The sequence below is a fragment of the Chromobacterium sp. Ag138 genome (assembly GCF_055181315.1).
Genome location: NZ_JBUPWA010000001.1, coordinates 1,373,858 through 1,396,385, shown reverse-complemented (window position 1 = coordinate 1,396,385; position 22,528 = coordinate 1,373,858). Strand labels below are relative to the sequence as shown.

At 65.3% G+C, this 22,528-nt stretch carries 25 protein-coding genes; 23 read left to right on the top strand and 2 right to left on the bottom strand.

The window, feature by feature from the left end; genetic code table 11:
• From ACY3GB_RS06155 to ACY3GB_RS06045, 23 genes are all read left to right on the top strand, one after another.
• Window positions 1-751 (top strand): sigma 54-interacting transcriptional regulator (locus tag ACY3GB_RS06155; RefSeq protein ID WP_463087975.1); only part of this gene is annotated, 751 nt, incomplete at its 5' end.
• Between the two features lie 2 nt (window positions 752-753).
• Window positions 754-1,077 carry a flagellar hook-basal body complex protein FliE gene (gene fliE, locus ACY3GB_RS06150; RefSeq protein ID WP_463087974.1) on the top strand — a complete coding sequence of 108 codons (324 nt, stop codon included), beginning with the start codon at window positions 754-756 and terminating at the stop codon, window positions 1,075-1,077.
• Between the two features lie 51 nt (window positions 1,078-1,128).
• Window positions 1,129-2,868 (top strand): flagellar basal-body MS-ring/collar protein FliF, encoded by a 1,740-nt coding sequence (gene fliF, locus ACY3GB_RS06145; RefSeq protein ID WP_463087973.1) that lies wholly within the window; start codon window positions 1,129-1,131, stop codon window positions 2,866-2,868.
• Window positions 2,861-3,859 (top strand): flagellar motor switch protein FliG, encoded by a 999-nt coding sequence (gene fliG / locus ACY3GB_RS06140; protein WP_021477483.1) that lies wholly within the window; start codon window positions 2,861-2,863, stop codon window positions 3,857-3,859. The genes fliF and fliG overlap by 8 nt, the downstream gene beginning before the upstream one ends.
• Window positions 3,840-4,709, top strand: a complete 870-nt coding sequence (locus tag ACY3GB_RS06135) for a FliH/SctL family protein (protein ID WP_463087972.1) — start codon at window positions 3,840-3,842, stop codon at window positions 4,707-4,709. The genes fliG and ACY3GB_RS06135 overlap by 20 nt, the downstream gene beginning before the upstream one ends.
• The gene (gene fliI, locus ACY3GB_RS06130) at window positions 4,690-6,087 is read left to right on the top strand and encodes a flagellar protein export ATPase FliI (RefSeq protein WP_463087971.1); all 1,398 of its coding nucleotides are present in this window, start codon (window positions 4,690-4,692) and stop codon (window positions 6,085-6,087) included. Before ACY3GB_RS06135 ends, fliI begins: the two co-directional genes overlap by 20 nt.
• Before the next feature lie 9 nt (window positions 6,088-6,096).
• The gene (gene fliJ, locus ACY3GB_RS06125) at window positions 6,097-6,549 is read left to right on the top strand and encodes a flagellar export protein FliJ (RefSeq protein ID WP_463087970.1); all 453 of its coding nucleotides are present in this window, start codon (window positions 6,097-6,099) and stop codon (window positions 6,547-6,549) included.
• A gap of 54 nt (window positions 6,550-6,603) precedes the next feature.
• Window positions 6,604-7,554, top strand: a complete 951-nt coding sequence (locus tag ACY3GB_RS06120) for a flagellar hook-length control protein FliK (RefSeq protein ID WP_463087969.1) — start codon at window positions 6,604-6,606, stop codon at window positions 7,552-7,554.
• Between the two features lie 107 nt (window positions 7,555-7,661).
• The gene (locus ACY3GB_RS06115; protein ID WP_021477488.1) at window positions 7,662-8,180 is read left to right on the top strand and encodes a flagellar basal body-associated FliL family protein; all 519 of its coding nucleotides are present in this window, start codon (window positions 7,662-7,664) and stop codon (window positions 8,178-8,180) included.
• A 7-nt stretch (window positions 8,181-8,187) separates the two neighbouring features.
• A complete protein-coding gene (gene fliM / locus ACY3GB_RS06110) occupies window positions 8,188-9,192 on the top strand; it encodes a flagellar motor switch protein FliM (RefSeq protein ID WP_021477489.1) in 1,005 nt (334 codons plus the stop codon).
• Window positions 9,189-9,632 (top strand): flagellar motor switch protein FliN, encoded by a 444-nt coding sequence (gene fliN / locus ACY3GB_RS06105; protein WP_463087968.1) that lies wholly within the window; start codon window positions 9,189-9,191, stop codon window positions 9,630-9,632. Before fliM ends, fliN begins: the two co-directional genes overlap by 4 nt.
• 5 nt (window positions 9,633-9,637) lie before the next feature.
• Entirely contained in the window at window positions 9,638-10,102 is a 465-nt protein-coding gene (gene fliO, locus ACY3GB_RS06100; protein ID WP_463087967.1) for a flagellar biosynthetic protein FliO, read from the top strand.
• Between the two features lie 2 nt (window positions 10,103-10,104).
• The gene (gene fliP, locus ACY3GB_RS06095) at window positions 10,105-10,857 is read left to right on the top strand and encodes a flagellar type III secretion system pore protein FliP (RefSeq protein ID WP_463090917.1); all 753 of its coding nucleotides are present in this window, start codon (window positions 10,105-10,107) and stop codon (window positions 10,855-10,857) included.
• Window positions 10,858-10,859: 2 nt separating this feature from the next.
• Window positions 10,860-11,354 (top strand): N-acetyltransferase family protein, encoded by a 495-nt coding sequence (locus ACY3GB_RS06090; protein WP_463087966.1) that lies wholly within the window; start codon window positions 10,860-10,862, stop codon window positions 11,352-11,354.
• Complete coding sequence (fliQ, locus tag ACY3GB_RS06085) at window positions 11,351-11,620, top strand: flagellar biosynthesis protein FliQ (protein WP_463087965.1); 270 nt, start codon at window positions 11,351-11,353, stop codon at window positions 11,618-11,620. The genes ACY3GB_RS06090 and fliQ overlap by 4 nt, the downstream gene beginning before the upstream one ends.
• Complete coding sequence (gene fliR / locus ACY3GB_RS06080; RefSeq protein ID WP_463087964.1) at window positions 11,620-12,396, top strand: flagellar biosynthetic protein FliR; 777 nt, start codon at window positions 11,620-11,622, stop codon at window positions 12,394-12,396. Before fliQ ends, fliR begins: the two co-directional genes overlap by 1 nt.
• A gap of 100 nt (window positions 12,397-12,496) precedes the next feature.
• A complete protein-coding gene (locus ACY3GB_RS06075; protein WP_463087963.1) occupies window positions 12,497-13,222 on the top strand; it encodes a YebC/PmpR family DNA-binding transcriptional regulator in 726 nt (241 codons plus the stop codon).
• Between the two features lie 134 nt (window positions 13,223-13,356).
• On the top strand, window positions 13,357-14,652 hold the full coding sequence (locus ACY3GB_RS06070) for an aminopeptidase P N-terminal domain-containing protein (RefSeq protein WP_463087962.1): 1,296 nt from the start codon (window positions 13,357-13,359) through the stop codon (window positions 14,650-14,652).
• Between the two features lie 17 nt (window positions 14,653-14,669).
• A complete protein-coding gene (locus tag ACY3GB_RS06065) occupies window positions 14,670-15,827 on the top strand; it encodes an FAD-dependent oxidoreductase (RefSeq protein ID WP_463087961.1) in 1,158 nt (385 codons plus the stop codon).
• A gap of 4 nt (window positions 15,828-15,831) precedes the next feature.
• Entirely contained in the window at window positions 15,832-16,983 is a 1,152-nt protein-coding gene (locus ACY3GB_RS06060; protein WP_463087960.1) for a UbiH/UbiF family hydroxylase, read from the top strand.
• A gap of 20 nt (window positions 16,984-17,003) precedes the next feature.
• On the top strand, window positions 17,004-17,735 hold the full coding sequence (locus ACY3GB_RS06055) for a DsbC family protein (protein ID WP_463087959.1): 732 nt from the start codon (window positions 17,004-17,006) through the stop codon (window positions 17,733-17,735).
• A gap of 57 nt (window positions 17,736-17,792) precedes the next feature.
• Window positions 17,793-18,368, top strand: a complete 576-nt coding sequence (locus ACY3GB_RS06050) for a hypothetical protein (RefSeq protein WP_463087958.1) — start codon at window positions 17,793-17,795, stop codon at window positions 18,366-18,368.
• A 101-nt stretch (window positions 18,369-18,469) separates the two neighbouring features.
• Window positions 18,470-18,730, top strand: coding sequence for an acyl-CoA-binding protein (locus ACY3GB_RS06045; RefSeq protein WP_463087957.1), 261 nt, complete (start codon window positions 18,470-18,472; stop codon window positions 18,728-18,730).
• Between the two features lie 61 nt (window positions 18,731-18,791).
• On the opposite strand, the gene ACY3GB_RS06040 is transcribed toward ACY3GB_RS06045, so the two are convergent.
• The gene (locus ACY3GB_RS06040; RefSeq protein WP_463087956.1) at window positions 18,792-19,226 is read right to left on the bottom strand and encodes a type IV pilin protein; all 435 of its coding nucleotides are present in this window, start codon (window positions 19,224-19,226) and stop codon (window positions 18,792-18,794) included.
• A gap of 20 nt (window positions 19,227-19,246) precedes the next feature.
• Window positions 19,247-22,528: a pilus assembly protein gene (locus ACY3GB_RS06035; RefSeq protein WP_463087955.1), complete on the bottom strand. Its 3,282-nt coding sequence runs from the start codon at window positions 22,526-22,528 to the stop codon at window positions 19,247-19,249.

Genomic DNA, 22,528 nt, shown 5'->3' with positions numbered 1-22,528 from the left:
CGCCGCGCAGGCGCTGCCCGGCAAGTTCGAGCAGGCGCAGGCGGGTACCATTCTGCTGGATGAGGTGACCGAGATGCCGTTGCCGTTGCAGGCCAAGCTTTTGCGGGTGCTGCAGGAGCGCGAAGTGGAGCGGATAGGCAGCACCCGCGCGATAAAACTGGACATCCGCGTGCTGGCCACGTCCAACCGCGATCTGCAGACGGCGGTGGCGGCCGGGAATTTCAGAGAGGATCTGTATTTCCGTCTGAATGTTTTCCCGTTGAGAATACCGGCGCTCGCCGAGCGGCCGGAGGATATTCTGCCATTGGCACGATTCCTGCTTAAAAAACATGGGGAGGCCGCCGCGCGGGCGTCTTTGGTATTTTCCAAGGATGCGGAACGTCATTTGACGGCCTATAGTTGGGAGGGTAACATCCGCGAACTGGATAATGTCGTGCAGCGGGCGGTCATTCTTGCCGCCGGGGCGGAAATTCTTGCCGCCGATCTGATGCTGGGCGATATTGCAGGCGTGGGGCAGTTTACCCGGGCAGAGTCCGAATCGGACAGTTCGGTGTCGGGTGAAACCGACATGAAAACCCTTGAAAAACGCCATATTCTGGAAACATTGGCGGCAGTCGGCGGCGTGAAGAAGCTGGCTGCGGAGAAACTGGGCATCAGCGAGCGCACTTTGCGCTATAAATTGCAGCGTTACCGTGATGAAGACGCTGCGGATGCCGGTGGAGATGTTCCGGAGGGAAGTGGCACGGAGTAGCCATGTCAGTCAATAATATCGACCAGTTGCTGGGCGAACTGAAAAGCGCGGCGGCGCTGGCTTCCGGCAAGCAGCCGCAGGCGATTCAGCAGACGCCGCAGGTCGACTTTTCCGACGTGCTCAAATCGACGATAGAGCAGGTCAATTCGGCGCAGCAGACATCGGAGGAGATGCAGAAGCAGTTTCAGCTGGGCGACAACAAGGAGGTCAATCTGCAGGACGTGATGGTGTCGCTGCAGAAAGCCAGCCTGTCGTTCCAGACGATGGTTCAGGCGCGCAACAAGCTGGTCAGCGCCTATCAGGAAATCATGAATACTCAAGTCTAGCGCTGCCTTGCCACGGCCCGGCGGCGGTGGACCTAAACCATAAACCACCGTATGGCTGATCTGGCAGAAGAAAACGCTACTCCAGTTTGGCGCGCGCGACTGAACGAAGCGGGTGATCGCTTCAAGGCGCTGCCGAACAATCGAAAAATCCTATTTCTCACGGCGCTGGCCGCGATTTTCGCCGTCGTCGTCGGCGCGGTGCTCCTCAACCGCACGCCTTCCTACAAGATACTGTTCTCCAATCTGCCCGATCGCGACGGCGGCCAGGTCACGGCCGCGCTGCAGCAGATGAACATCCCCTACCAGCTGGGCGAGGGCGGGGTGGTGTCGGTGCCGGCGGACAAGGTCTACGATGTCCGCTTGAAGCTGGCGGCCCAAGGCTTGCCCAAGGCCAGCGGCGTCGGTTTCGAACTGATGGACAATCAGAAGTTCGGCATCAGCCAGTTCGCCGAGCAGGTCAATTACCAGCGCTCCATCGAGGGCGAGCTAGCCCGCACCATCGAGGCCGTTTCCTCGGTGCAGAGCGCCCGCGTCCACATCGCCACCCCCAAGCAGAGCGTGTTCGTCCGCGAGCAGCAATCGCCCACCGCTTCGGTGATGCTGCAGCTGTATCCGGGGCGGATGCTCGATGGCGGCCAAGTGGCGGGCATTCTGCATCTGGTTTCCAGTTCGGTGCCGAACCTGCCGCTGAAGAACGTCACCATCGTCGACCAGGACGGCAATCTGCTGTCCAAACAGACCGGCCCCGACGATAACTCCGGCCTGGATCAGCGCCAGCTGGGCTTCGTGCGCCAGGTCGAGGAAGGCTACGTCAAGCGGATCGAAGATATCCTGGAGCCCATCTTCGGCCACGGCAACGCCCGCGCCCAGGTGACGGCCAACGTCGATTTCTCCGAAACCGAGCAGACCTCGGAGACCTATCGGCCCAACTCCAATCCCAACCCTTCGGCCACCCGCAGCCAGCAGATCAGCGAGAAGCTGGTCAACGGCTCGGCAAACCCCACCGGCGTGCCGGGCGCCTTGTCCAACCAGCCGCCGTCCGCGGCGTCGGCGCCGATCACGCTGCCGCCGGGTGCCGCGCCGGGCACCGCCAATCTGTCCGGGCTGGGCGTCAGCGCCAGCGGCACGCTGCAGCGCGACATCACCACCAATTACGAGGTCGACAAGACCATACAGCACACCAAGGTGCCGACCGGCGTGGTCAAGCGCCTGTCGGCGGCCGTGGTCGTCAATTACCGCAGGATGCCGGACAAGAGCGGCGAGATGAAGCCGACGCCGCTGACGCCGCAGGAAGTTCAGCAGATCAACAATCTGGTGAAGGAGGCGATGGGCTACAACACGGGACGCGGCGATACGTTGAACGTGGTCAACGCCGCCTTCGCCGACAATGCCCAGCCCGTCACCATGCAGGAGCGGGTGATCGATTACGTCAGCGGCAACGGCACCAGCCTGATCAAGTACGGCCTGCTGGCGATCGCGGTTCTCTACTTGCTGTTCGGCGTGGTGCGTCCCGTCATGCGCGATCTGGTCAGGCCGCCGGCGCCTGCAGGCGCGGAGGGCGAGGCCGGCGCCGCCGGCGCGGCGGGGCCCGGGGGGCGTTTGCTGGGCGTGGCCGGGGAAGAGGGCGAGCCCGGCGTCGCGGGCGCCGCGATGGCTGGCGGCGGCGAAGACCCGCGCGAAGCGCAGAAGCGCCAATACAGCAGCAATCTGGAAGCCGTGCGCGAGCTGGTGAAGTCTGATCCGCGCATGGCGGCCCAGATCATCAAGGAATGGATAAGCGCCGATGAGTGATAACGGAATACGCAAAAGCGCCGTGCTGCTGTTCAGTCTCGGCCAGAACGAGGCGGTCGAGGTGTTCAAGTATCTCGGCCCCAAGGAAGTGCAGAAGATCTCCCTGGCGATGGCGGCGATCAACAATCTCAGCTACGAGCAGATCGACGAGGTGGTGGCCGAGTTCCGCAAGGAGTGCGACGCCCGCGCCAGCATCGGCGCGTCCGACGAATATCTGCGCAACGTGCTGATCGAGGCGCTGGGGCCGGACAAAGCCGCCAACTTGCTGGACAAGATCATGCAGGGCAACGATCACAGCGGCATCGAGAGCCTGAAGTGGATGGACCCGTCGTCCGCCGCGGACTTGATCCGCCACGAGCACCCGCAGATCATCGCCACCATCCTGGTGCATCTGGAGCCGGACCTGTCCAGCTCCATCCTGGCTTTCTTCCCGGAGCGGATGCGCAACGAGGTGCTGATCCGGACCGCGACGCTGGAGGGCGTGCAGCCGCAGGCGCTGCGCGAGCTGAACGATGTGCTGACCCAGCTGTTGTCGGGTTCCGACCGCATCAAGAAAAGCGCGTCCGGCGGCGTCGGCCTCACCGCGGAAATCCTCAACTTCATGGGCGGCAACGTCGAGGCGTCGGCGCTCAGCTTCATCCGCGAGTACGATCCCGAGCTGGCCCAGCGCATCCAGGACAAGATGTTCGTGTTCGAGAACCTGCTGGACATCGACGACCGCTCGATCCAGACGATTCTGCGCGAGGTTCAGTCCGATTCCCTGGTGATCGCGCTGAAAGGCACCAGCACCGATCTGAAGGAAAAGATCTTCCGCAATATGTCGCAGCGCGCGGCGGAAATGCTGCGCGACGATCTGGAGTCCAAGGGCCCGGTCAAGCTGTCCGAAGTGGAGGCCGAGCAGAAGGAAATCCTCAAGGTGGTGCGCAAGCTCGCCGACGATGGCCAGATCGTGCTAGGCAGCAAGGGCGGCGATGAAGGCCTCATCGAGTAACGGACCCATCATTTCCGGCGAGGACCTGGAGAGCTGGAGCAGCTGGAGCCCGGCATCGCTGGATGGCTTCACCCAGGCGCTGTCCCCGGCCCAATTGGTGGCGATGGCGCAGATGCGCCGTCCGGGCGCCAGCCTGGCCGAGCGCATCGCGGCCTCCGAGTCCGAACCGTCTGCGCCGATTCCGCTGGCGGAAGCCGAAGCGCTGGCCGAGCAGGCTGAGGAAGCCCAGCCGGAAGCCGAGGCCCCGGCGCTGGGCTACCCCACCGCCGCCGAGCTGGAGGCCATCCATCAGGAAGCCTGGCAGGCGGGACATGAGGCCGGCCTGGAGGCGGGGCGGACGGAAGGTTTCGAGCAGGGTTTGCAGGCCGGTCGGGAGCAGGGCGAGGCGGACGCGCGCGCCGAGCATCTGCCCAGGCTGGAGCAGGCCTGGCAGGCGCTGAGCGAGATGGGGGCGAGTTTTTCCAGCGAGCTGGCCGAGATGGAGCAGGCGCTTTCCCGGGACTTGCTGCGGCTTGCCTGGGGCCTGGCCCAGAAGCTGGTGCAACAGAAAATAGATCAGGACGAGCAGGTTTTGCTGCCGCTGTTGCAGGCGGCGCTGGCGGAGCTGCCGTCCACGCTGGCCAGCGCCCGCCTGCGCGTGAATCCGGCCGATCTGGCCGCCGCGCGCGAATTCCTGCAGCAGGAAACGCCGGAGACGGCGTGGCAGTGGGTCGAGGATCCGCAGATGCGCCGAGGCGGCTGCGTGATCGACGCCAGTTCGGTGCGGCTGGATATGGCGCTGGAAACCCGGCTGGCGGCGCTGAGCCGGGCGCTGGGGCTGGAGGGCGGAGATGAGCGGCAGCCTGATTGAGCGTCAGCGCGACTGGCTGGCGTCCTGCGGCGCGGCCGCGGAGTCGGCCAGGCTATGGCAGCCATGCGGCCGGCTGGTCCGCGTCACCGGCATGGTGATGGAGGCGGTGGGCATCAAGCTGCCGGTGGGCGGCGCCTGCCGCGTGGTGTTGGCGGACGACCACTCGGTGGAGGCCGAGGTGGTGGGCTTCTCCGGCGACAAAGTGTTCTTGATGCCGCTCTCCAATGTCCATGGTTTGCTGCCCGGCACGCCGGTATTTCCCTTGCCGTCTTTCAATCCTCCCCGCTACGGCCGTGATGTCGGCGCGGCGCAGGCCGCTAATGGCGCGGCCGGCCGCCAGGTGCCGGTGGGCGCCAGCCTGCTCGGCAGGGTGCTGGATTCGCTGGGGCGGCCGCTGGACGGCCTGGGCCCCATCCACCCCGAGGCTTGGTTTCCCTTGTACAGCCAGCCGATGAACCCCTTGCACCGCACGCCGGTGCGCGATGTGTTGGATGTCGGCGTGCGCGCGATCAACGGTTTGTTGACCGTCGGGCGCGGCCAGCGGCTGGGCCTGTTCGCCGGCTCGGGCGTCGGCAAGTCTGTATTGCTGGGCATGATGGCGCGCTTCACCAAGGCCGACGTGGTGGTGGTGGGGCTGATCGGCGAGCGGGGCCGGGAAGTGAAGGACTTCATCGAGAACATTCTGGGCGAGGACGGGCGAGCCCGCTCTGTGGTGGTGGCGGCGCCGGCCGACATGCCGCCGCTGATGCGGCTGCACGGCGCAGCTTACGCTACCGCGCTGGCCGAGTATTTCCGCAGCCAGGGGCTGGATGTGCTGCTGCTGATGGATTCGGTCACTCGTTACGCGATGGCGCAGCGCGAGATCGCGCTGGCGATCGGCGAGCCGCCGGTGACCAAGGGTTACCCGCCGTCGGTATTCGCGCGGCTGCCGCAGTTGATCGAGCGCGCCGGCAACGGCGAGGAGGGGGGCGGCTCCATCACCGGCTTCTACACTGTTCTGTCCGAAGGCGACGACCAGCAGGACCCGATCGCCGATTCGGCCCGCGCCATTCTGGACGGCCACTTCGTGTTGTCGCGCGATCTGGCCGAGGCGGGCCACTATCCGGCGATAGACATCGAGCAGTCGATCAGCCGGGTGATGGTGGATGTGGTGCCGCAGCAGCAGATGGAGCTGGCCCGCCATTTCAAGCAGCTGTATTCCCGTTATCAGCGCAATCGCGACCTGATCAGCGTCGGCGCTTACGTCTCAGGCTCCGATCCGGTGCTGGATGACGCCATGCGCCGCCAGCTGCCCATGGTCAGCTTCCTGATGCAGCCTATGCACGAGTCGCACGATTATGCCTCTTGCTGCCAGCAGCTGGCCGGCGTGATGGCCTGAGTCTGATCCATGGCGGCCAGCAAGTACGAGCTATTGATTCATCTCGCCGACGAGCGCCAGCAGGCGGCGGCGGAGAGGATGGGCATGGCGCAGAACCGCTTGGCGGAATCCCGCTCGCGTCTGGAGCAGTTGCACGCTTTTCGCGAGGAATACAGGCAGAGGCTGGTGAGCGGCGGCGGGCAGAGCATCTCCATCATTCAATACCAGGACTTCCGCCGCTTTCTGTCCCGGCTGGACGAGGCGATGATCCAGCAGCAGCAGGATGTCGACCGCTGCGCGCAGCGCTTCGTGATGGAGCGCCAGGCCTGGCAGATGGAATACAAGAAGTTCAAGGCCTACGAGAAGCTGTTGCAGCGGGAGCGGGAGCGGGAGGCGCAGAAAGAGGCCAGGCTGCAGCAAAAGCAGTCGGATGAATTCGCCACCCGCCAATTCTGGGACCGTTCCCATGGCCACGATTCCTGACTTGGCACGCTCCTTGCTTTAATTTGTCTCGTTCTACTCAGTCGAGACATCGTCATGACCATCATTGTGAATACACCGGCGACCACGACCGGCCCGGCTGCTTCCGCCGGCGCCGCGGGCTCGGCTGCCAATGCCGGGGGCGGCGCGGCAGGGGATCTGTTCGCCAGTTTGCTGGGCATCCAGATGGGCATGATGGGCGCGGCCTTGCCGGGCGCCGCGGATGGCGGCGCTTCCCTCGGAGATAAGCCTGCCGACGACAAGCCTGCGGCCAAGAGCGATGAAGGCGACGCCAGCCTGCAGGCCGCATTGGCGATGCCGATGCTGACGGCGCTGCAGGTTCAGCCGCAGCAGACCGAAATCAAGGCTCCGGCCCAGGATCTGCTGGCCCAGCAACCGGCGGACAAGGTCGATCCTGCGCTGTTGTTGTCGACAGCCAAGCAAGACTTCAACTGGAAAGAGGGTCAGCAAAAATTGCCGGATCCGGACGCCTCGAACGCGCAATTTTTGCCGCTGCAGCAATTGCAGCAGCAAGCGCAATCTCAGCCATCCGCCCATGCTCAAGCGGCCAGCGCCAACATGCCGCAGCTGACCTTGCCGCAAGCGCTGACCGACCCGAACTGGGGCAAGGCGCTGGGCGAGCAAGTGATGAACATGGTCAGCCTGAAAATGGACAAGGCCCAGATTCAGCTGAATCCGCCGCAGTTGGGGCCGATCGAGGTGACGCTGAAAATGAACGGCACCGACCAGGCCCAGGTATTGTTCACGGCGGCGGTGCCGGCGACCCGCGAAGCGCTGGAAAACAATATGCACCGCCTGAGCTCCATGCTCTCTTCCAGCGGCATCCAGCTGACCGATTCCCAGGTTTCCAGCGGCAATTCCGGCCAGCAGCAACAAGCTTACCAACAGAAGAAAGGGCATTCCCAGCCCATTATCGGAGAGGCCGAAGGCGTGGATGCACTGAGCGTGATCAAGACCGCGCGCGGCATACTCAGCATCTTTGCTTGACCCGATTTGAGATTGACACTGTTCAGCAGGCCGAGAAAACAGGAAAATATGGCCGGGAAATCGTTTAAGATTTCACTAGGAACTCCATAAAGAACAGGTCATAACTTATGTCGGATGATAAAAAGGCGGACAAGGCGGAAAAAAAGGCGGGAGGGGGCGGCAACAAGCTGATGCTGATCGTCATCATTCTGCTGATTTTGGTGCTGGGCGCAGTAGGGGGCTTGGCTGCCTATATGTTCACCAATATGAACAAGCCGGCGGGGGCGCAGGCCGAGCAGGTTCATGAAAAGCCGAAGAAAAAACACGACGGGCCGCCGATCTTCGAAAAGATGGATACCTTCGTGGTCAATCTGGCCGGCAATGACGGCAGTTTGCTGCAGATCGACATGCAGGCCGAGCTTGGCGACGAGGAGGCCAAGAAGAAGTTCACCGATTACGCGCCCAAAGTCCGCAGCGCCGTGATCCTGCTGCTGTCGTCCAAGACCGCGGCCGAGGTCAGCACCGCCGAAGGCAAGGTCAAGCTGAAGGCGCAGGTCAAACAGATCATCAACGAGGCGATGGACGCGGGCGAGGAGCCCGTGGTCGACAGCGTCCTCTTCACTTCCTTCATCATCCAGAAGCAGTAGGCGCGCCATGGGCGACGATATTCTGTCCCAGGAAGAGGTAGACGCCCTACTGCGGGGCGTCTCCGGCGAGGACGAAGACGAGGAAGGCGGGCAGGATGGCCAGGGTGTCAGAGGCTATGACATCGGCCGGCAGGAGCGCATCGTGCGCGGCCGGATGCCGACGCTTGAAATCATCAACGAACGCTTCGCGCGCAATTTGCGCATCGGCCTGTTCAACTTTCTGAGGCGCAACGCGGAAATCTCGGTCGGTCCGGTGCGGGTGCAGAAGTACAGCGAATTCATCCGCAATCTGGTGGTGCCGACCAACCTGAACCTCGTCCACGTCAAGCCGATGCGTGGAACCGGCTTGTTGATCTTCGATCCCGATCTGGTGTTCCTGATCGTCGACAATCTGTTCGGCAGTGATGGCCGCTACCACGTGCGGGTGGAGGGGCGGGATTTCACCCCGACCGAGCAGCGCATCATCCATCGCTTGCTGGAAGTGGTGTTCGCCGAATGCCAGAAAGCCTGGGAGCCGGTTTATCCGATCGAATTCGTTTACTTGCGCTCGGAGATGAACACCCAGTTCGCCAACATCGCCACGCCCACCGAAGTGGTGGTGGCGATGACATTCCATATCGAATTGGGCGCGGGCGGCGGCGACTTCCACATCTGCCTGCCGTACTCTATGGTGGAGCCGATCCGCGATCTGCTGTCCAGTACCATGCAGGCCGACCGCACCGAGGTGGACAACCGCTGGGTCAATCTGATGACCCACCAGGTGCAGGCCGCCGAGGTGGAACTGGTGGCCAGCCTGGCGCATGCCAAGGTGACGCTGGGGCAGATACTGAACCTGAAGAACGGCGATGTGGTGATGATAGAAATACCGGAGCGGGTGGAGGCCGACGTGTCCGGCATCCCGGTGTTCGAGGCCAGCTACGGCACCGTGCAGGGCCGATACGCGCTGAAGGTGGAAAAGATACTGGCGGGGACCAACGAGTTTCTGGAGTCCCCCGGAGAGCATGAGCAATGAGCGAAGAAGAATTGCAGGGCGGCGCGGCCGGCGCCGAAGAGGAAGTGTCGATGGACGACTGGGCCGCCGCGATGGCGGAGCAGGAGACCGTCGAGAGCGCATCTCCGGCGGAGGCCGAGGCGGTGCCGGCCCAGGGCCTGTTCCAGGAAATCGGCGCCGGGGCTGTGGCCGGCGGTCCGCCCAATCTGGACATGATTCTGGACATTCCGGTCCAGCTGACCGTTGAGCTGGGGCGCACCAAGATCGCGATCCGGAACCTGCTGCAGCTGGCGCAGGGCTCGGTGGTGGAGCTGGACGGCATGGCCGGCGAGCCGATGGATGTGCTGGTCAACGGCTGCCTGATCGCCCAGGGCGAAGTGGTGGTGGTCAACGACAAATTCGGCATCCGCCTGACCGACATCATCACCCCGGCCGAACGCATACGGCGGCTGCAGAAATAATGGACATGGTCAAACTCGTGAAAGTGCGCCTGGCGCTGCGAGGCGCACTTTGCTTTGCGGCGTCTTCGCCGCTGTGGGCGGCGACGGCCGCCGCTCCCGCGCCGGCGGCCGCGCCGTCTCCGTTCGTCAGCCTGTTGCAGGTGATCCTGGGCTTGGCGGTGGTGCTGGGCGCCATCGTCGGCGTGGCCTGGCTGTTCAAACGCCTGTCGGGCGGCATGCTGGGCGGCTCGGGCCGCGTCCGCGTCGTCGGCGGCGCCATGGTCGGCCAGAAGGAGCGGGTGGTGATCGTCGAGCTGGAGGGCGAGTGGCTGGTGCTGGGCGTGACGCCGCAGCAAGTCAATCTGCTCAACAAGATGCCGCGGCCGGAGGGCGCTGAGCTGGAGCGGGCGGAGCCGGCCGAGCCGTTCGCGCGCTGGCTGAAGGCCGCCTTGGACAAGAGCCGCGAGGCGCAGCGGCGGCGGCAGGACTAATGATGAAGAAAAAGATCGTGATCGCCCTGCTGTCCGGCGGGGCGTTGTTGTCGCCATTGCTGGCCGATGCGGCGGCGGGGCTGCCGCTGATGACCAGCACGCCGGCGGCGGGCGGCGGGCAGAACTACTCGCTCAGCCTGCAGATGCTGCTGTTCATGACGTCGCTGACCTTCATCCCGGCGATGCTGCTGATGATGACGGCGTTTACCCGCATCATCATTGTGCTGTCCTTGCTTCGGCAGGCGCTGGGCACCACCCAGTCGCCGCCGAATCTGGTGATCGTCGGCCTGGCGTTGTTTTTGACGCTGTTCGTGATGGGGCCGACCTTCGATCAGGTTTACACCAAGGCCTGGGTGCCGTTCTCCGACGACAAGATCAGCTTCAATCAGGCGCTGGACGAGGGGAGCAAGCCGATGAAGGCCTTCATGCTGCGCCAGACGCGGGAAAAGGATCTAGCCTTCTTCATCGAGATTTCCCAGTCGTCCAAGCCGCAGAGCAAGGAAGACGTGTCGATGAAGACGCTGATTCCGGCTTTCGCGATCAGTGAGTTGAAGACCGCGTTTCAGATCGGTTTCATGGTTTTCATTCCGTTCATGATCATCGACCTGGTCGTCGCCAGCATTCTGATGGCGATGGGCATGATGATGGTTTCGCCAGTCACCATTTCGCTGCCGTTCAAAATGATGCTGTTCGTGCTGGTGGATGGCTGGACGCTGCTGATGGGCTCGCTGGTGCAGAGTTTCTACACGGGGTGAGCATGTTTCTGGAAGCGTTGTCGCCAGACGATTGGCCGGCCTGTTTCAGCCTGTTTCGCCAAAGCGTGCATGCCTTGGCGGGCGGAGTCTATACCATTGAGCAGTGCGAAGCCTGGGCGCCGGCCCGGGAGTGGGATGCGGATGCCGAGCGCGCGTGGCGCGCGCGTTTGGACGGCGCGTGGTCGCTCAAGGCTGTGGCCGATGACGGCCGGCTGGCCGGTTTCGCCTGGCTGAAGCGAGACGGCGAATTCGACATGTTGTATGTCGCGCCCTGGGCCGGCAGGCAGGGCTTGGGCGAGCGCATGGTGGTTGAGCTGGAGCGCCGCGCCGCAGAGGCCGGCGTGACTGCCCTCCATGCCTGGGCCAGCCACGCGTCGCGCCCGGTGTTCGAGCGGGCCGGCTACCGGCTGGCGCGCGCCAACCGCATCGTCCGTGACTGCGTGGAAATCGACAACTGGCTGCTGGCCAAGGGTGGCTGGCGGGAGGAGGGCGCATGAGTCCGGAACTGGTCATCAGCATCGTGCAGAACGCCTTGTACGTGTTGATCATCGTGTCGGCGCCGGTGTTGCTGACATCGCTGCTGGTGGGTTTGCTGATCAGCATTCTGCAGGCGGCCACCCAAATCAACGAAATGACGTTGACCTTTATCCCCAAGCTGCTGTCGATGTTCCTGGTGCTGGTCCTGGCCGGCCCGTGGATGCTGAACACCCTGATCGAGTACACCACCAGGCTGTTCCAGAGCATACCCAGCGTGATTGGCTGATGCAGGCGATCAGCGATATCCAGATCAACGCCTGGGTCGGAGCCTTTGTCTGGCCGTTCGCGCGCATCATCGGCCTGTTCCTGGCGGAGCCGATGTTCGCCTACCGCGGCGTGCCGCGCAGTTTCAAGGCCGCGTTCGCGCTGATGCTCACCGTGATGCTGGCGCCGCTGCTGCCGCCGCTGCCGGCGGTGCCGCTGGTGTCGGCCGAGGGCGTCGCCATCCTGGCGCAGCAATTGCTGATCGGCCTGTCCATGGGTTTTGTGATGAGAATCGTGATCAGCGCGGTGGAGCTTGCCGGCTTCGTCATCGGCGCGCAGACAGGGCTTGGCTTCGCGATGTTCTACGATCCGGTGCATGCCGCCCAGGTGCCGGTGCTGTCGCAGATGCTGTCGCTGTTCACCTTCTTTCTTTTTCTCGCTTTCGACGGCCATCACGTGGTGCTGGGGGCGCTGGTGCACAGCTTCCAGGTATTGCCGATAGGCATGCCCATGCCGGCTCAGGGCATCAAGGCGCTGGTCTTGTGGGGGGGGCATCTGGTCGAGTGGGGCGTCTGGCTGGCGATGCCCATCATCGGCGCGCTGCTGATCACCAACCTGGCCATCGGCGTGATGACGCGGGCGGCGCCGCAGTTCAACATCTTCTCTTTCGGCTTCCCGCTGACCATCATGATAGGCTTCGGCACGCTGTACCTGACGCTGCCGATGATGATCCCGGTGATAGAGCGCATGTACCAGGCCGGCTTCGAGATGATGTTGCGCATGCTGCAGGCGAAGTAGCCGGGCGCGTCTCGTAAAGCCGGATGGCTTTCTGCTAGAATACCGCGAATTTTGATTGACGCTCCGGCGAGCCGGGGCCAGACAACGCACAGAGGCAAATATGGCAGGTCACAGCAAATGGGCTAACATCCAGCACCGCAAGGGTCGCCAGGATGCCAAACGTGGCAAGATCTTCACCCGCCTGATCAAGGAAATCACCGTCGCGGCCAAGATGGGCGGCGGCGACGTCAACATGAACCCGCGCCTGCGCCTGGCGGTGGATAAGGCCAAGTCCGAGTCCATGCCCAAGGACAATATCGAGAACGCGATCAAGCGCGGCACCGGCCAGCTGGATGGCGTCGATTACGTCGAATGCCGCTACGAAGGCTATGGCATCGGCGGCGCGGCGGTGATGGTGGACTGCCTGACCGACAACAAGACCCGCACCGTGGCCGACGTGCGCCACGCGTTCTCCAAGTACGGCGGCAATATGGGCACCGACGGCTGCGTGGCGTTCCAGTTCAAGCATTGCGGCTACCTGGTGTTCGCGCCGGGCGTGGATGAGGACGCCTTGATGGAGGCGGCGCTGGAGGTCGGCGCCGAGGACGTGGTCAGCAATGAAGATGGTTCGATCGAAGTCATCACCGGCCCGTACGAATTCTCCGACGTCAAGGACGCGCTGGAAGCCAAGGGCTTCAAGTCCGAGATGGGCGAAGTGACCATGCGCGCCGAGAACGAAACCGAACTGACCGGCGACGACGCCGCGCGCATGCAGAAGCTGCTGGACGCGCTGGAAGACCTGGACGACGTGCAGGATGTCTATACCTCGGTCGTGCTCGGCGAATAAGCCTTTTTCGCCCGCTGCTGAAACCCGGCCTGGCCGGGTTTTTTCATGCCCGCGCGGCTTGGGCGCCGGGCGCGGGCGGTGTAAACTGGCGTCTTGATTCCGCACGTCCCGTTTCCGCAAGGATTTCATTGCCCATGCACCAGCCGCATGCCGAACGCCGCAAACGCTTGTTGGCCCAGATAGGCGACGGCGTCGCCTTGTTGCCCACCGCGACGATCGCGGTGCGCAACGCCGACAACCATTATCCCTACCGCGCCGACAGTTATTTTCTGCACCTGACCGGGTTCGAAGAGCCGGAAGCCGTGCTGCTGCTCGACGGCCGCAGCGGCAAGTCGGTGCTGTTCTGCCGCGACCGCAATCCCGAAATGGAAATCTGGGACGGCTTCCGCCATGGGCCCGACGGCGCGAGGGAAGCCTTCGGCTTCGACGAAGCCTATCCGCTGGCCGAGATGGCCGAGCGGATTCCCGACCTGCTGGCGGACTGCTGCCAGCTGTGGTGGCCGCTGGGCCACGACGAAGCGTTCGACCGCCGCGTCAACACCTGGCTGGACGCGGTGCGCGGCCGCGCGCGCGCCGGCGCCCGTCCGCCCGCGCATTACGGCGACCTGCGGGCGCTGCTGGACGAGATGCGCATGGTCAAGGACGCGGCCGAGATCGCGCTGTTGCGCCGCGCCGGCGAAATTTCCGCCGCCGGCCATGTGCGGGCGATGCGCGCCGCGCGGCCCGGCATGCATGAATACCAGCTGGAGGCGGAGCTGCTGCACGTTTTCGTCGGCCACGGCGCCCGCCAGACGGCGTACGAAAGCATCGTCGCCGCCGGGATCAACGCCTGCACGCTGCACTACGTGGCCAACAACGCGCGGATCAACGACGGCGAGCTGCTGCTGATCGACGCCGGTTGCGAATACCGCGGCTACGCCGGCGACATCACCCGCACCTTTCCGGCCAACGGCCGCTTCAGCGGCCCGCAGCGAGACGTCTACGAGGTGGTGCTGGCGGCGCAGCTGGCCGGCATCGCCGCGGTGAAGCCGGACGCGGTGTGGCACGCGCCGTCGGACGCCGCGCTGGCGGTTCTGGCGCAGGGGATGGTGGATCTGGGCCTGCTGGCCGGCAGCGCGGACAGCGTGATCGAGTCCGGCGCTTACCGCCAGTTTTACATGCACGGCATCGGCCACCTGATCGGCCTGGACGTGCATGACGTCGGCCAGCGCAAGCAGGACGGGCAATGGCGCCGCTATCAGCCGGGCATGTGCACGACGATAGAGCCGGGCCTGTACATCCGGCCGGCGCCCGGCGTGCCGGAGGCGTTTCACGGCATAGGCGTGCGCATCGAGGACAATGTACTGGTGACGGCGGACGGCAACGAGGTATACACCGCGGCGGCGCCCAAAACGGTGGCGGAGATCGAGGCGCTGATGCGCGGGGAGTGAGATCGATGGATGAAAGAATGAGCGAACACGCCGACGTCCTGATCGTCGGCGGCGGCCCGGTGGGCGCGCTGGCCGCCATGAGGCTGGCGCGGCAGGGGCGCAGCGTGATGCTGCTGGAGGCGAGGGCGAGAGACGCCGAGGTGCGCGACGCCCGCGCGCTGGCGCTGTCCTGGCACAGCCGCCGCCTGCTGGAAGACGCCGGCTCCTGGCCGGCCGATCTGCCGGCGACGGCGATAGACACCGTCCACGTGTCGCAGCAGGGCAGTTGCGGCCGCACCCGTCTGGATCGGGAAGACCTGGATCTGCCGCATCTGGGCGCGGTGGTCGATTATCCGGCCTTGGTCGCGGGGCTCGGCGGCGCGCTGGAGAAGGCCGGCGTGCAGGTGAGATGGCAGTGCCGGGTGACGGCGGTGACGAGCCTGAGCCAGTACGCGTGCGCCGAGGTGGACACGCCGGACGGCCGTTTGCTGCTGACCGGCAGCCTGCTGGTGCTTGCCGAGGGTGGCGCGCTGGCGGAAACGCTGCCGGGCATCCGCCGGCTGAGCCACGATTACCATCAGTGCGCGGTATTGGCCGAGGTGGAAACCGAGCTGCCGCCGCAGGGCGTGGCTTACGAGCGTTTCGCCCACGACGGCCCGTTCGCGCTGCTGCCGCATGGCGAGCGCTACATGCTGGTCTGGACCCGCAGCCAGGCCGACGCCGAGCGTCTGGCGGCCGCCGACGAAGCGGTGCTGCGCGGCGAGCTGCAGCAGGCCTTCGGCGAGCGCCAGGGCCGGATTCTGTCGGTCGGCCCGCGCGCGATCTTCCCGTTGGCGCTGCGCCAGGCCAGCCGGGTGGCGAGCGGCCGGGTGGCGTTGATAGGCAACGCCGCCCAGACCATGCATCCGGTGGCGGCGCAGGGCCTGAATCTGGGCCTGCGCGACGCGGTCGGCCTGGCCGACGCGCTGGAGGGCGCGGCCGATGCCGGCGACCCGCGCGCTCTGAAACGCTATGCCGCCGCGCGCAAGCTGGACAGCCGCGCGGTGGTCGGCTTCACCCATGGCCTGATCAAGCTGTTCGACGGCCACCATCCGCTGATGAACCGCCTGCGCGGCGTCGGCATGACGGCGCTGGACGCGCTGCCGGCCTTGCGGCGCAAATTCGCCGGCCATCTGGTATTCGGCGTGCGGGGATAAACGGATGCGTTACGACAAATATCGAGCAGTCATCGTCGGCGGCGGCCTGGTCGGCGCCAGCCTGGCGCTTGCGCTGGCGCGCGCCGGCAAACGGGTGGCGCTGCTGGAGGCCGGCGAGCCGGCGGTCGATGATCTGGAGCAAGGCTGGGACGCGCGCATTTACGCGGTCAGCCCGGCCAACCGGCGGTTTCTGGAGGGCATGGGCGCCTGGCCGGACATGGCGCGGATCGGCACTATCGCGTCGATGGACGTGCGCGGCGACGCCGGCGGGCGGATTTCGTTTTCGGCCCGCGACGCCGATGCCGACGCGCTGGCCTGGATCGTCGAGAACCGCTGGCTGCTGGCCTCGCTGTGGGCCCAGCTGCGCGACAGCGGCGCGGAGCTGATCACCGGCGCGCGCGCCGAGGCGCTGGCCACGACGCCGGGCGAAGCCCGGCTGAGGCTGGAGGATGGCCGCGAACTGGCGGCCGAGCTGCTGGTTGGGGCCGACGGCGCCAACTCCTGGGTGAGGGGGCAGCTGGGTTTGCAGGCCAGCGTCAAGCCCTATGGCCAGAGCGGCGTGGTCGCCAATTTCGCCTGCGAGCTGCCGCACCAGGGCATCGCGCGGCAATGGTTTTTCGGCGACAGCATTCTCGCCTGGCTGCCGATGGCCGGGAACCGAATATCGATGGTCTGGTCCACTCCTGATCCGCAGTCGCTGCTGCAGCTGTCGCCGGAGGCCCTGGCCGCGCGGGTGGCCGAAGCCGGCGGACGCCAGCTGGGCGCGTTTTTCGTCCTGACCGCCGCCGCGGCTTTCCCCTTGCGGCTGATTCAGCCGGAGGCGGTGGCGGCCGAGCGGGTGGCGCTGATCGGCGACGCCGCCCACACCGTCCATCCGCTGGCCGGGCAGGGCGTCAACCTGGGTTTCCAGGACGCCGCCCAACTGGCCGGCCTGCTGGACGCCGCGCCCGATTGCGGCGACTGGATGCTGCTGCGCCGCTACCAGCGCCAGCGCCGCGAGGCGGTGGCCGCCATGCAACTCGGCTGCGATGGCTTGTACCGGCTATTCCATGCGAAACTGCCCGGTCTGCCATGGCTGCGCAATACCGGCCTGTCTTTGACCAACTGCCTGACGCCGCTGAAACGGCAGTTCGCCAGACAGGCGATTGGATACTGATCCCAAAGGACCCCTGATCGATGAACAAGAGAATGAAAACGCTGGCCCTGTCCAGCGCGATGCTGATGTCGCTGGCCGCCTGCTCCCAGGCCGCCGGCGGCAATGTCGAAGACGTGAAAAAAGCCTTCCTCGGCCACTTCCCCGGCAAGCAGGTGAAGAGCGTCAGCGCCACCCCGGTCAAGGGCATCTACGAGCTGGTGGTGGACGGCCGCCAGGTGGTGTACGTCAACAGCGACGCCAGCTATCTGTTCGTCGGCGACCTGATCGACACCAAGAGCAAGGAAAGCCTGACCGAGAAGAAGATGACCGAGCTGTCCAAGGTGGACTTCAACGCGCTGCCGTTCCAGTACGCGTTCAAGGACGTGCGCGGCAAGGGCGAGCGCAAGATGGCGGTGTTCACCGATCCTGACTGCCCGTTCTGCAAGAAGCTGGAGCGCGAGAGCCTGAAGGACATCGACAACGTCACCATCTACACCTTCCTGTACCCGCTGACCCAGCTGCACCCGGACGCGATGCGCAAGTCCAAGCAGATCTGGTGCTCGGCCGACAAGGCCGCCGCCTGGACCGCCTTCATGCGCGACGGCAAGCCGCTGACCGGCCCGGACAACTGCGACACGCCGCTGGAGAAGATCCAGGCGCTGGGCGAGAAAATGGGCATCACCGGCACGCCGGCGCTGGTGTTCGCTAATGGCCGCATGGTGCCGGGCGCCATCGGCGGCGATGACATCGAACAGCTGCTCAACGCCAAGTAAGCCAGCAAGACGGGACCGGTGGTCCCGTTTTTCATGGCGAAGCGGCGCGAAACGGGCATGAAGATGCGGCGTTGGAACACGACGGAACGGTTGCTGCTGGCGCTGTGGCTATCGCTGCTCGTTCACGCGGCCCTGCTGTGGCTGCCGCTGAGGCCCGGGCAATGGGCTTCCTGGCATGAGGCGATGCGGGTGAGGCTGCGGGGCGAACCCGCGCCCGCGTCCGCCGCGCCGCCGCCGATCGCGCCGCCGCAGGCCGAAGCGCCCGAGCCGGAAGCGGACGACATGGCGCCTGAGGACATCGGCGACGACAGGCTGCGTCTGGGCGCCGACATCTATTATCCGGCGCGGGAGCTGGACCAGCTGGCGCAGGAGCGCGGCCGCATCGCGCTGCCGGACGTGGCATTGAACGGCCCGTCGCGGCCGATCGAGGTGTTGGTGTTCATCGGCGCCGGCGGCAGGGTGGACGCGGTGCGTTTCGAGGGGGAGGTCGACGCCAGGCTGGCCGACGCCATCGCCCCGGTTTTCCGCGGCGCCGACTACCAGCCTGCGCGCAAGGACGGACGGGCGGTGAAAAGCTACAAGCGGATACGGATAGAGCCGCAGCCGGATGCGCCGCCGCCACTGTCGCATTGAGTCCGCTTCATGCTACATTGTCCCCCGTTCCGGCGCATGCCGGAGGGCTAACACCGCCAGGGACGGAGCCAACCGTCCCGGCAATCGACAAAGGAAACGCCATGTCTGATCTGCAGACTCTCTTCACTCAGGCCCAGGCCGACGTCAAGACCCTGTCCGAGCGTCCGGACAACCAGACCCTGCTGCAACTGTACGCGCTGTTCAAGCAGGCGACCGAAGGCGACGCCACCGGCGAGCGTCCGGGCATGATGGACTTCATCAACCGCGCCAAGTTCGACGCCTGGGAAAAGCTGAAGGGCAAGGATGGCGCCGCGGCCATGCAGGAATACGTAGACGTGGTGAACAAGCTGCTGGCCGACTAAGCCGGAGCCTGTCCTCCATCAAGCTGAACGGCGCCCATCGGGCGCCGTTTTGTTTTGCCGGTCACCAGCAGCCGCTGACGCTCAGTGTGGTTCCGCTGGCATTGTTGGCGATATTGCTCTGGTTGCCCAGATTGTCCAGCTGGTAGGTCTGGCAGCTGTCCTGGGCTTGGCTGCCTTGCGGCGCGGCGTTCAGGATGAAGGTGTTGGCGGTGGCGTTGGCGATGGAGAGCGCATACAGATTGTTGCCGTTGCCTGGCACGTAGACCGTGCCGCTGGCGTAGCCCAGCGCGGACAGCTGGCTGGCGTAGTTGTTGTTGGTGGCAAAGTAACTTTCCTCGCGGCTGGCCAGATCCTGCAGCGCGGTTTTGGCCGCGGTGCGGTTGGACTGCATCATGAAATTGCGGTACGAGGGCAGGGCGATGGAAACCAGCAGGGCCAGCACCGCCAGCGCGACCATCAGTTCGATCAGGGAAAATCCTTCAGGTTTTTTTTTCATGGTTCCGTCTCTTTGGAGGCTCATCGCAGCTCGATCCAGTTCAGCCTGGCGTGCAGGTCGAAAGCGGCCGGGTTGAGTTGCGGCGGGGTGGCGACCGGACCGCCGCTGATGCTGCTTCCGATCGCGAAATAGTTGCCCAGGGCGCGCACCACGCTGGGCGAGCCGGCCATGTTCACCGCGATGCCGTTGATCACGCTGCCGCTGATGCCGCTGAAGTTGCCGGCGTCGTTGGCGTAATAGGAGCGCGCGGTGGCGCCGCCGGTTTTCGGATTCAAGGACATGGTGAAGCCGGTGGCGGACGATACCGAGCACGACGACGGATTGCTGTTGGGCGGAATGGTGGTGTTGACGGTGAAGGTGCCCAGCTGGCTGACCGGGTTGTAGATCACCTGCTCGCCGCTGCCCGGCAGGTTGAGCAGCCAGCCGTAGCTGGTGTTGCTGGTGCTGGGGCTGCAGGCGCCGCCGCCTTGCCAGCAGACGGTGTTGTTCGACAGCGCGCGGTAGCCCTGCACCGTGCCCAGCGTCGAGCTGTAGGACGCGGCGACGGTCTGGGCGGTGAGGTTGCTTGGGCGCACGGTCAGCCCGCCGGTGGGCGCGGCCTGGCTATAGTAGGCGGATTGTCCGGTCAGCGTGTTCCAGCCCGACATGTCCCAGTCCCAGACGCCATACAGGCTTTGGGTGCCGCTGGCGTAGACGTCGGCGGAGTTGGTGGTGAACGGGATTTTCTGGCCGGTGCCGAACGACACCAGCACCCGCGGGCTGGCGCCGCCGGAGGGAATGGCGGTGACCAGCAGCTTGCTGGTGATCGGCTGCAGGCTGGGGGTGCAGCTGCCGGCGCTGATCTGCGCGCTGGTGCAGTAGGTGTATTGAGTGGTGAACAGCGGCGAGGCGACGCCTTTGCCGAATTGCGAGACGGACCAGCTGGACGGCGTGTTGCCGGTGACGTCGAAGCGCCAGACATTGCCGAACAGGTCGCCGGCATAGATGTAGTCGGCGATGTTGTCGCCATCCAGGTCGGCGACCGTGGTGTAGTAGATGCCGTTCTTGCCGCCGGCGCCCGAGGGATCGTTGGCGCTGCCGCTGCCGGTGTCCAGTTCGTAGTAGCTGGGCGCGCCGTTGCTGCCCACCAGCATGATGAAGATGACGGCGTGGCCGTTGGCGCTGTTGTAGCCGTTGCCGAACACCGCGCCCCACTGGCCGTTGTGGAAGCGCGCGATCACCGGCGTGCCGAAGGTGTAGCCCAGATCGTTGCCGCAGCTGGCATTATTGACGCAGCTGAGCGTGCCGTTGTTGACCTCCGTGACCACCAGGCTGGCGGCGTTGGTCTCGGCGAAGTTGGCCGGATTGCTGACATCCAGCATGTACAGCGCCTGGCCGCCCGCGGCCAGGCCGCCGATCAGCCAGGTGTGCCAACCGCTGCCGTAGAACAGGTCGTCGGCGACCGGGGTGGCGTCGACGAAATACTGGTGGGGATAGGTGGGATTGCTGTACTGGACGGTGTTGGCCTGGACCGCGGCCGGCAGATAGGCGAGCACTTCCTGGCCGTCGTTGTTGGTGGCCACGTAATTGCCGTTGCTGTCGTTGGCGCCGGTGCGGAAACCGTGCAGCATGCCGTCGTTGCCGCCGTTGTAGACGATATTGGTCCGGGTGGCGTTGGCGCTCTGATAGCTGGGGTAGGACTGCGCGCCGGTCGCGTTCTCCGCCGGCGAGGCCGATGGGTAGAGCTTGTCGCCCCAGGCGCTCGGATAATTGTTCTGCGGCGGACCCGCCCATACCGGGCTGCTGTTGATCAGATCGCCCAGCACGCTGTCGCGGTCGCGAAACAGGCCGCTGCCCAGCGTGGTCACTTCATTGCCGCGCGCGCCGCGCAGGTAGGACACCCGGGCCGAGCCGTTGCCGTCCGGGCTCAGCGCGGTTTGCTGCGCGGACGTCAGATTCGCCCATTGGAAAGGGATGCCCTGGCTGCCGTTCCAGCTGAGAATGGCGCGGCTGGTCTGCGCGCTCATATTGCTGGCGCCGGTGGTGGCGCAGCTGCCGCCGGTCAGTACGCAGGAGCCATCCCAGGTGGCGGTGCTGGCCACCGTGACCTGGCCGGTGTTGGGATCGCCTTGCAGCGCGTAGGACGCGAGCGATCCCCACCAGTTGTCGGCGTGGTAGCTGGCCACGTATTGCTGGGTGCCGGTGCGGATCAGCGTGGTCTGTTGGCTGTTCAGGCCGCTGGAGCTGGCGGACTGGGTGAAGGGCTGGGCCTGGAAGCAGCTGATCTCGTGCACGTTGCGGCTGCCGCCGGTGGAGGCGGCGAAGCCGAAGGTGATCTGGCTGGGCAGTGGGCCGCTGACCGAGGTGTTGTTGATGTCGTAGTTGGTGATCACCGGCACGTAGGCGCCGTTGTTGTAGCTGTACCAGAGGCTGAGCAGGTTGGCGGGCGTGATCTTCAGCTTGTAGCTGATCGGCACCGCCTGGCCGCGCCTGGTGGCGGATTCATTGGCCATCGGCTGGCTGGACGGCAGCTGGTAGACGCCGCCGCTGGTGCCGGGAATGCTGATGAACGGATAGTTCATCACGCTTTGGGTGCCGTATTTCCCGGTTTTGCAGACGCTTTGCACCATGGAGGCGCTGAAGCTGCCGCCGAACTGGCCGGCCAGGGCGCTGGCCGCCACCGATCCGGCGCCGCGCAGCGAGATGTTCTGCGGCTTGGCGCCGGGGCCGCTGGAGGTGTTGTCGTTGCCGGAGCCGCCGTTGGGGAAGTTGCCGTACTCGTCCATGCCCAGGCCCAGGTAGCCGCCGATGATGCCGTTGTACGGCGAGTTCACGTTGGAGCAGCTGTAGCCCAGGCTGCCGCCGAAGGAACCCACGGCGCTGGGAATGCCGGTGAGCAGGAAGAAGCTCATGCCGTCGGCGCCGTCGCGCGCGCTGCCCCCGGAGTCGCCGTCGTAGGTGTAGCTGGTGAAGGTGGCCTGCAAGCCGCTGCTGGATGGAAACAGGCTGTTGTAGACGATGGCGCCCGACTGGCTGCCGGAGCTGTTGGTCAGCCTCAGCGCGCCGTTGCCGCTGGTGTCGGGCAGTGTGCCGCTGTAGCCGCCGATCTGGGTATTGCCGCTTGGGTCCTTGCTGCCGCAGGCCGGTATGGTGCCGGCGCCGGTGCCGGCTGTCATGCACGCGCCGCCGAACACCAGCCAGTTCAGCTGGGCGCCGCCGCCGGTGAAGTTGTCGCTGACGGTGACCGCGCCGGTTGCCGCCGGCCACAGACCGGCGGCGAGGATGGCGATCGGGGGGAGCAGGCGGGAGGCATGGGATCGCAT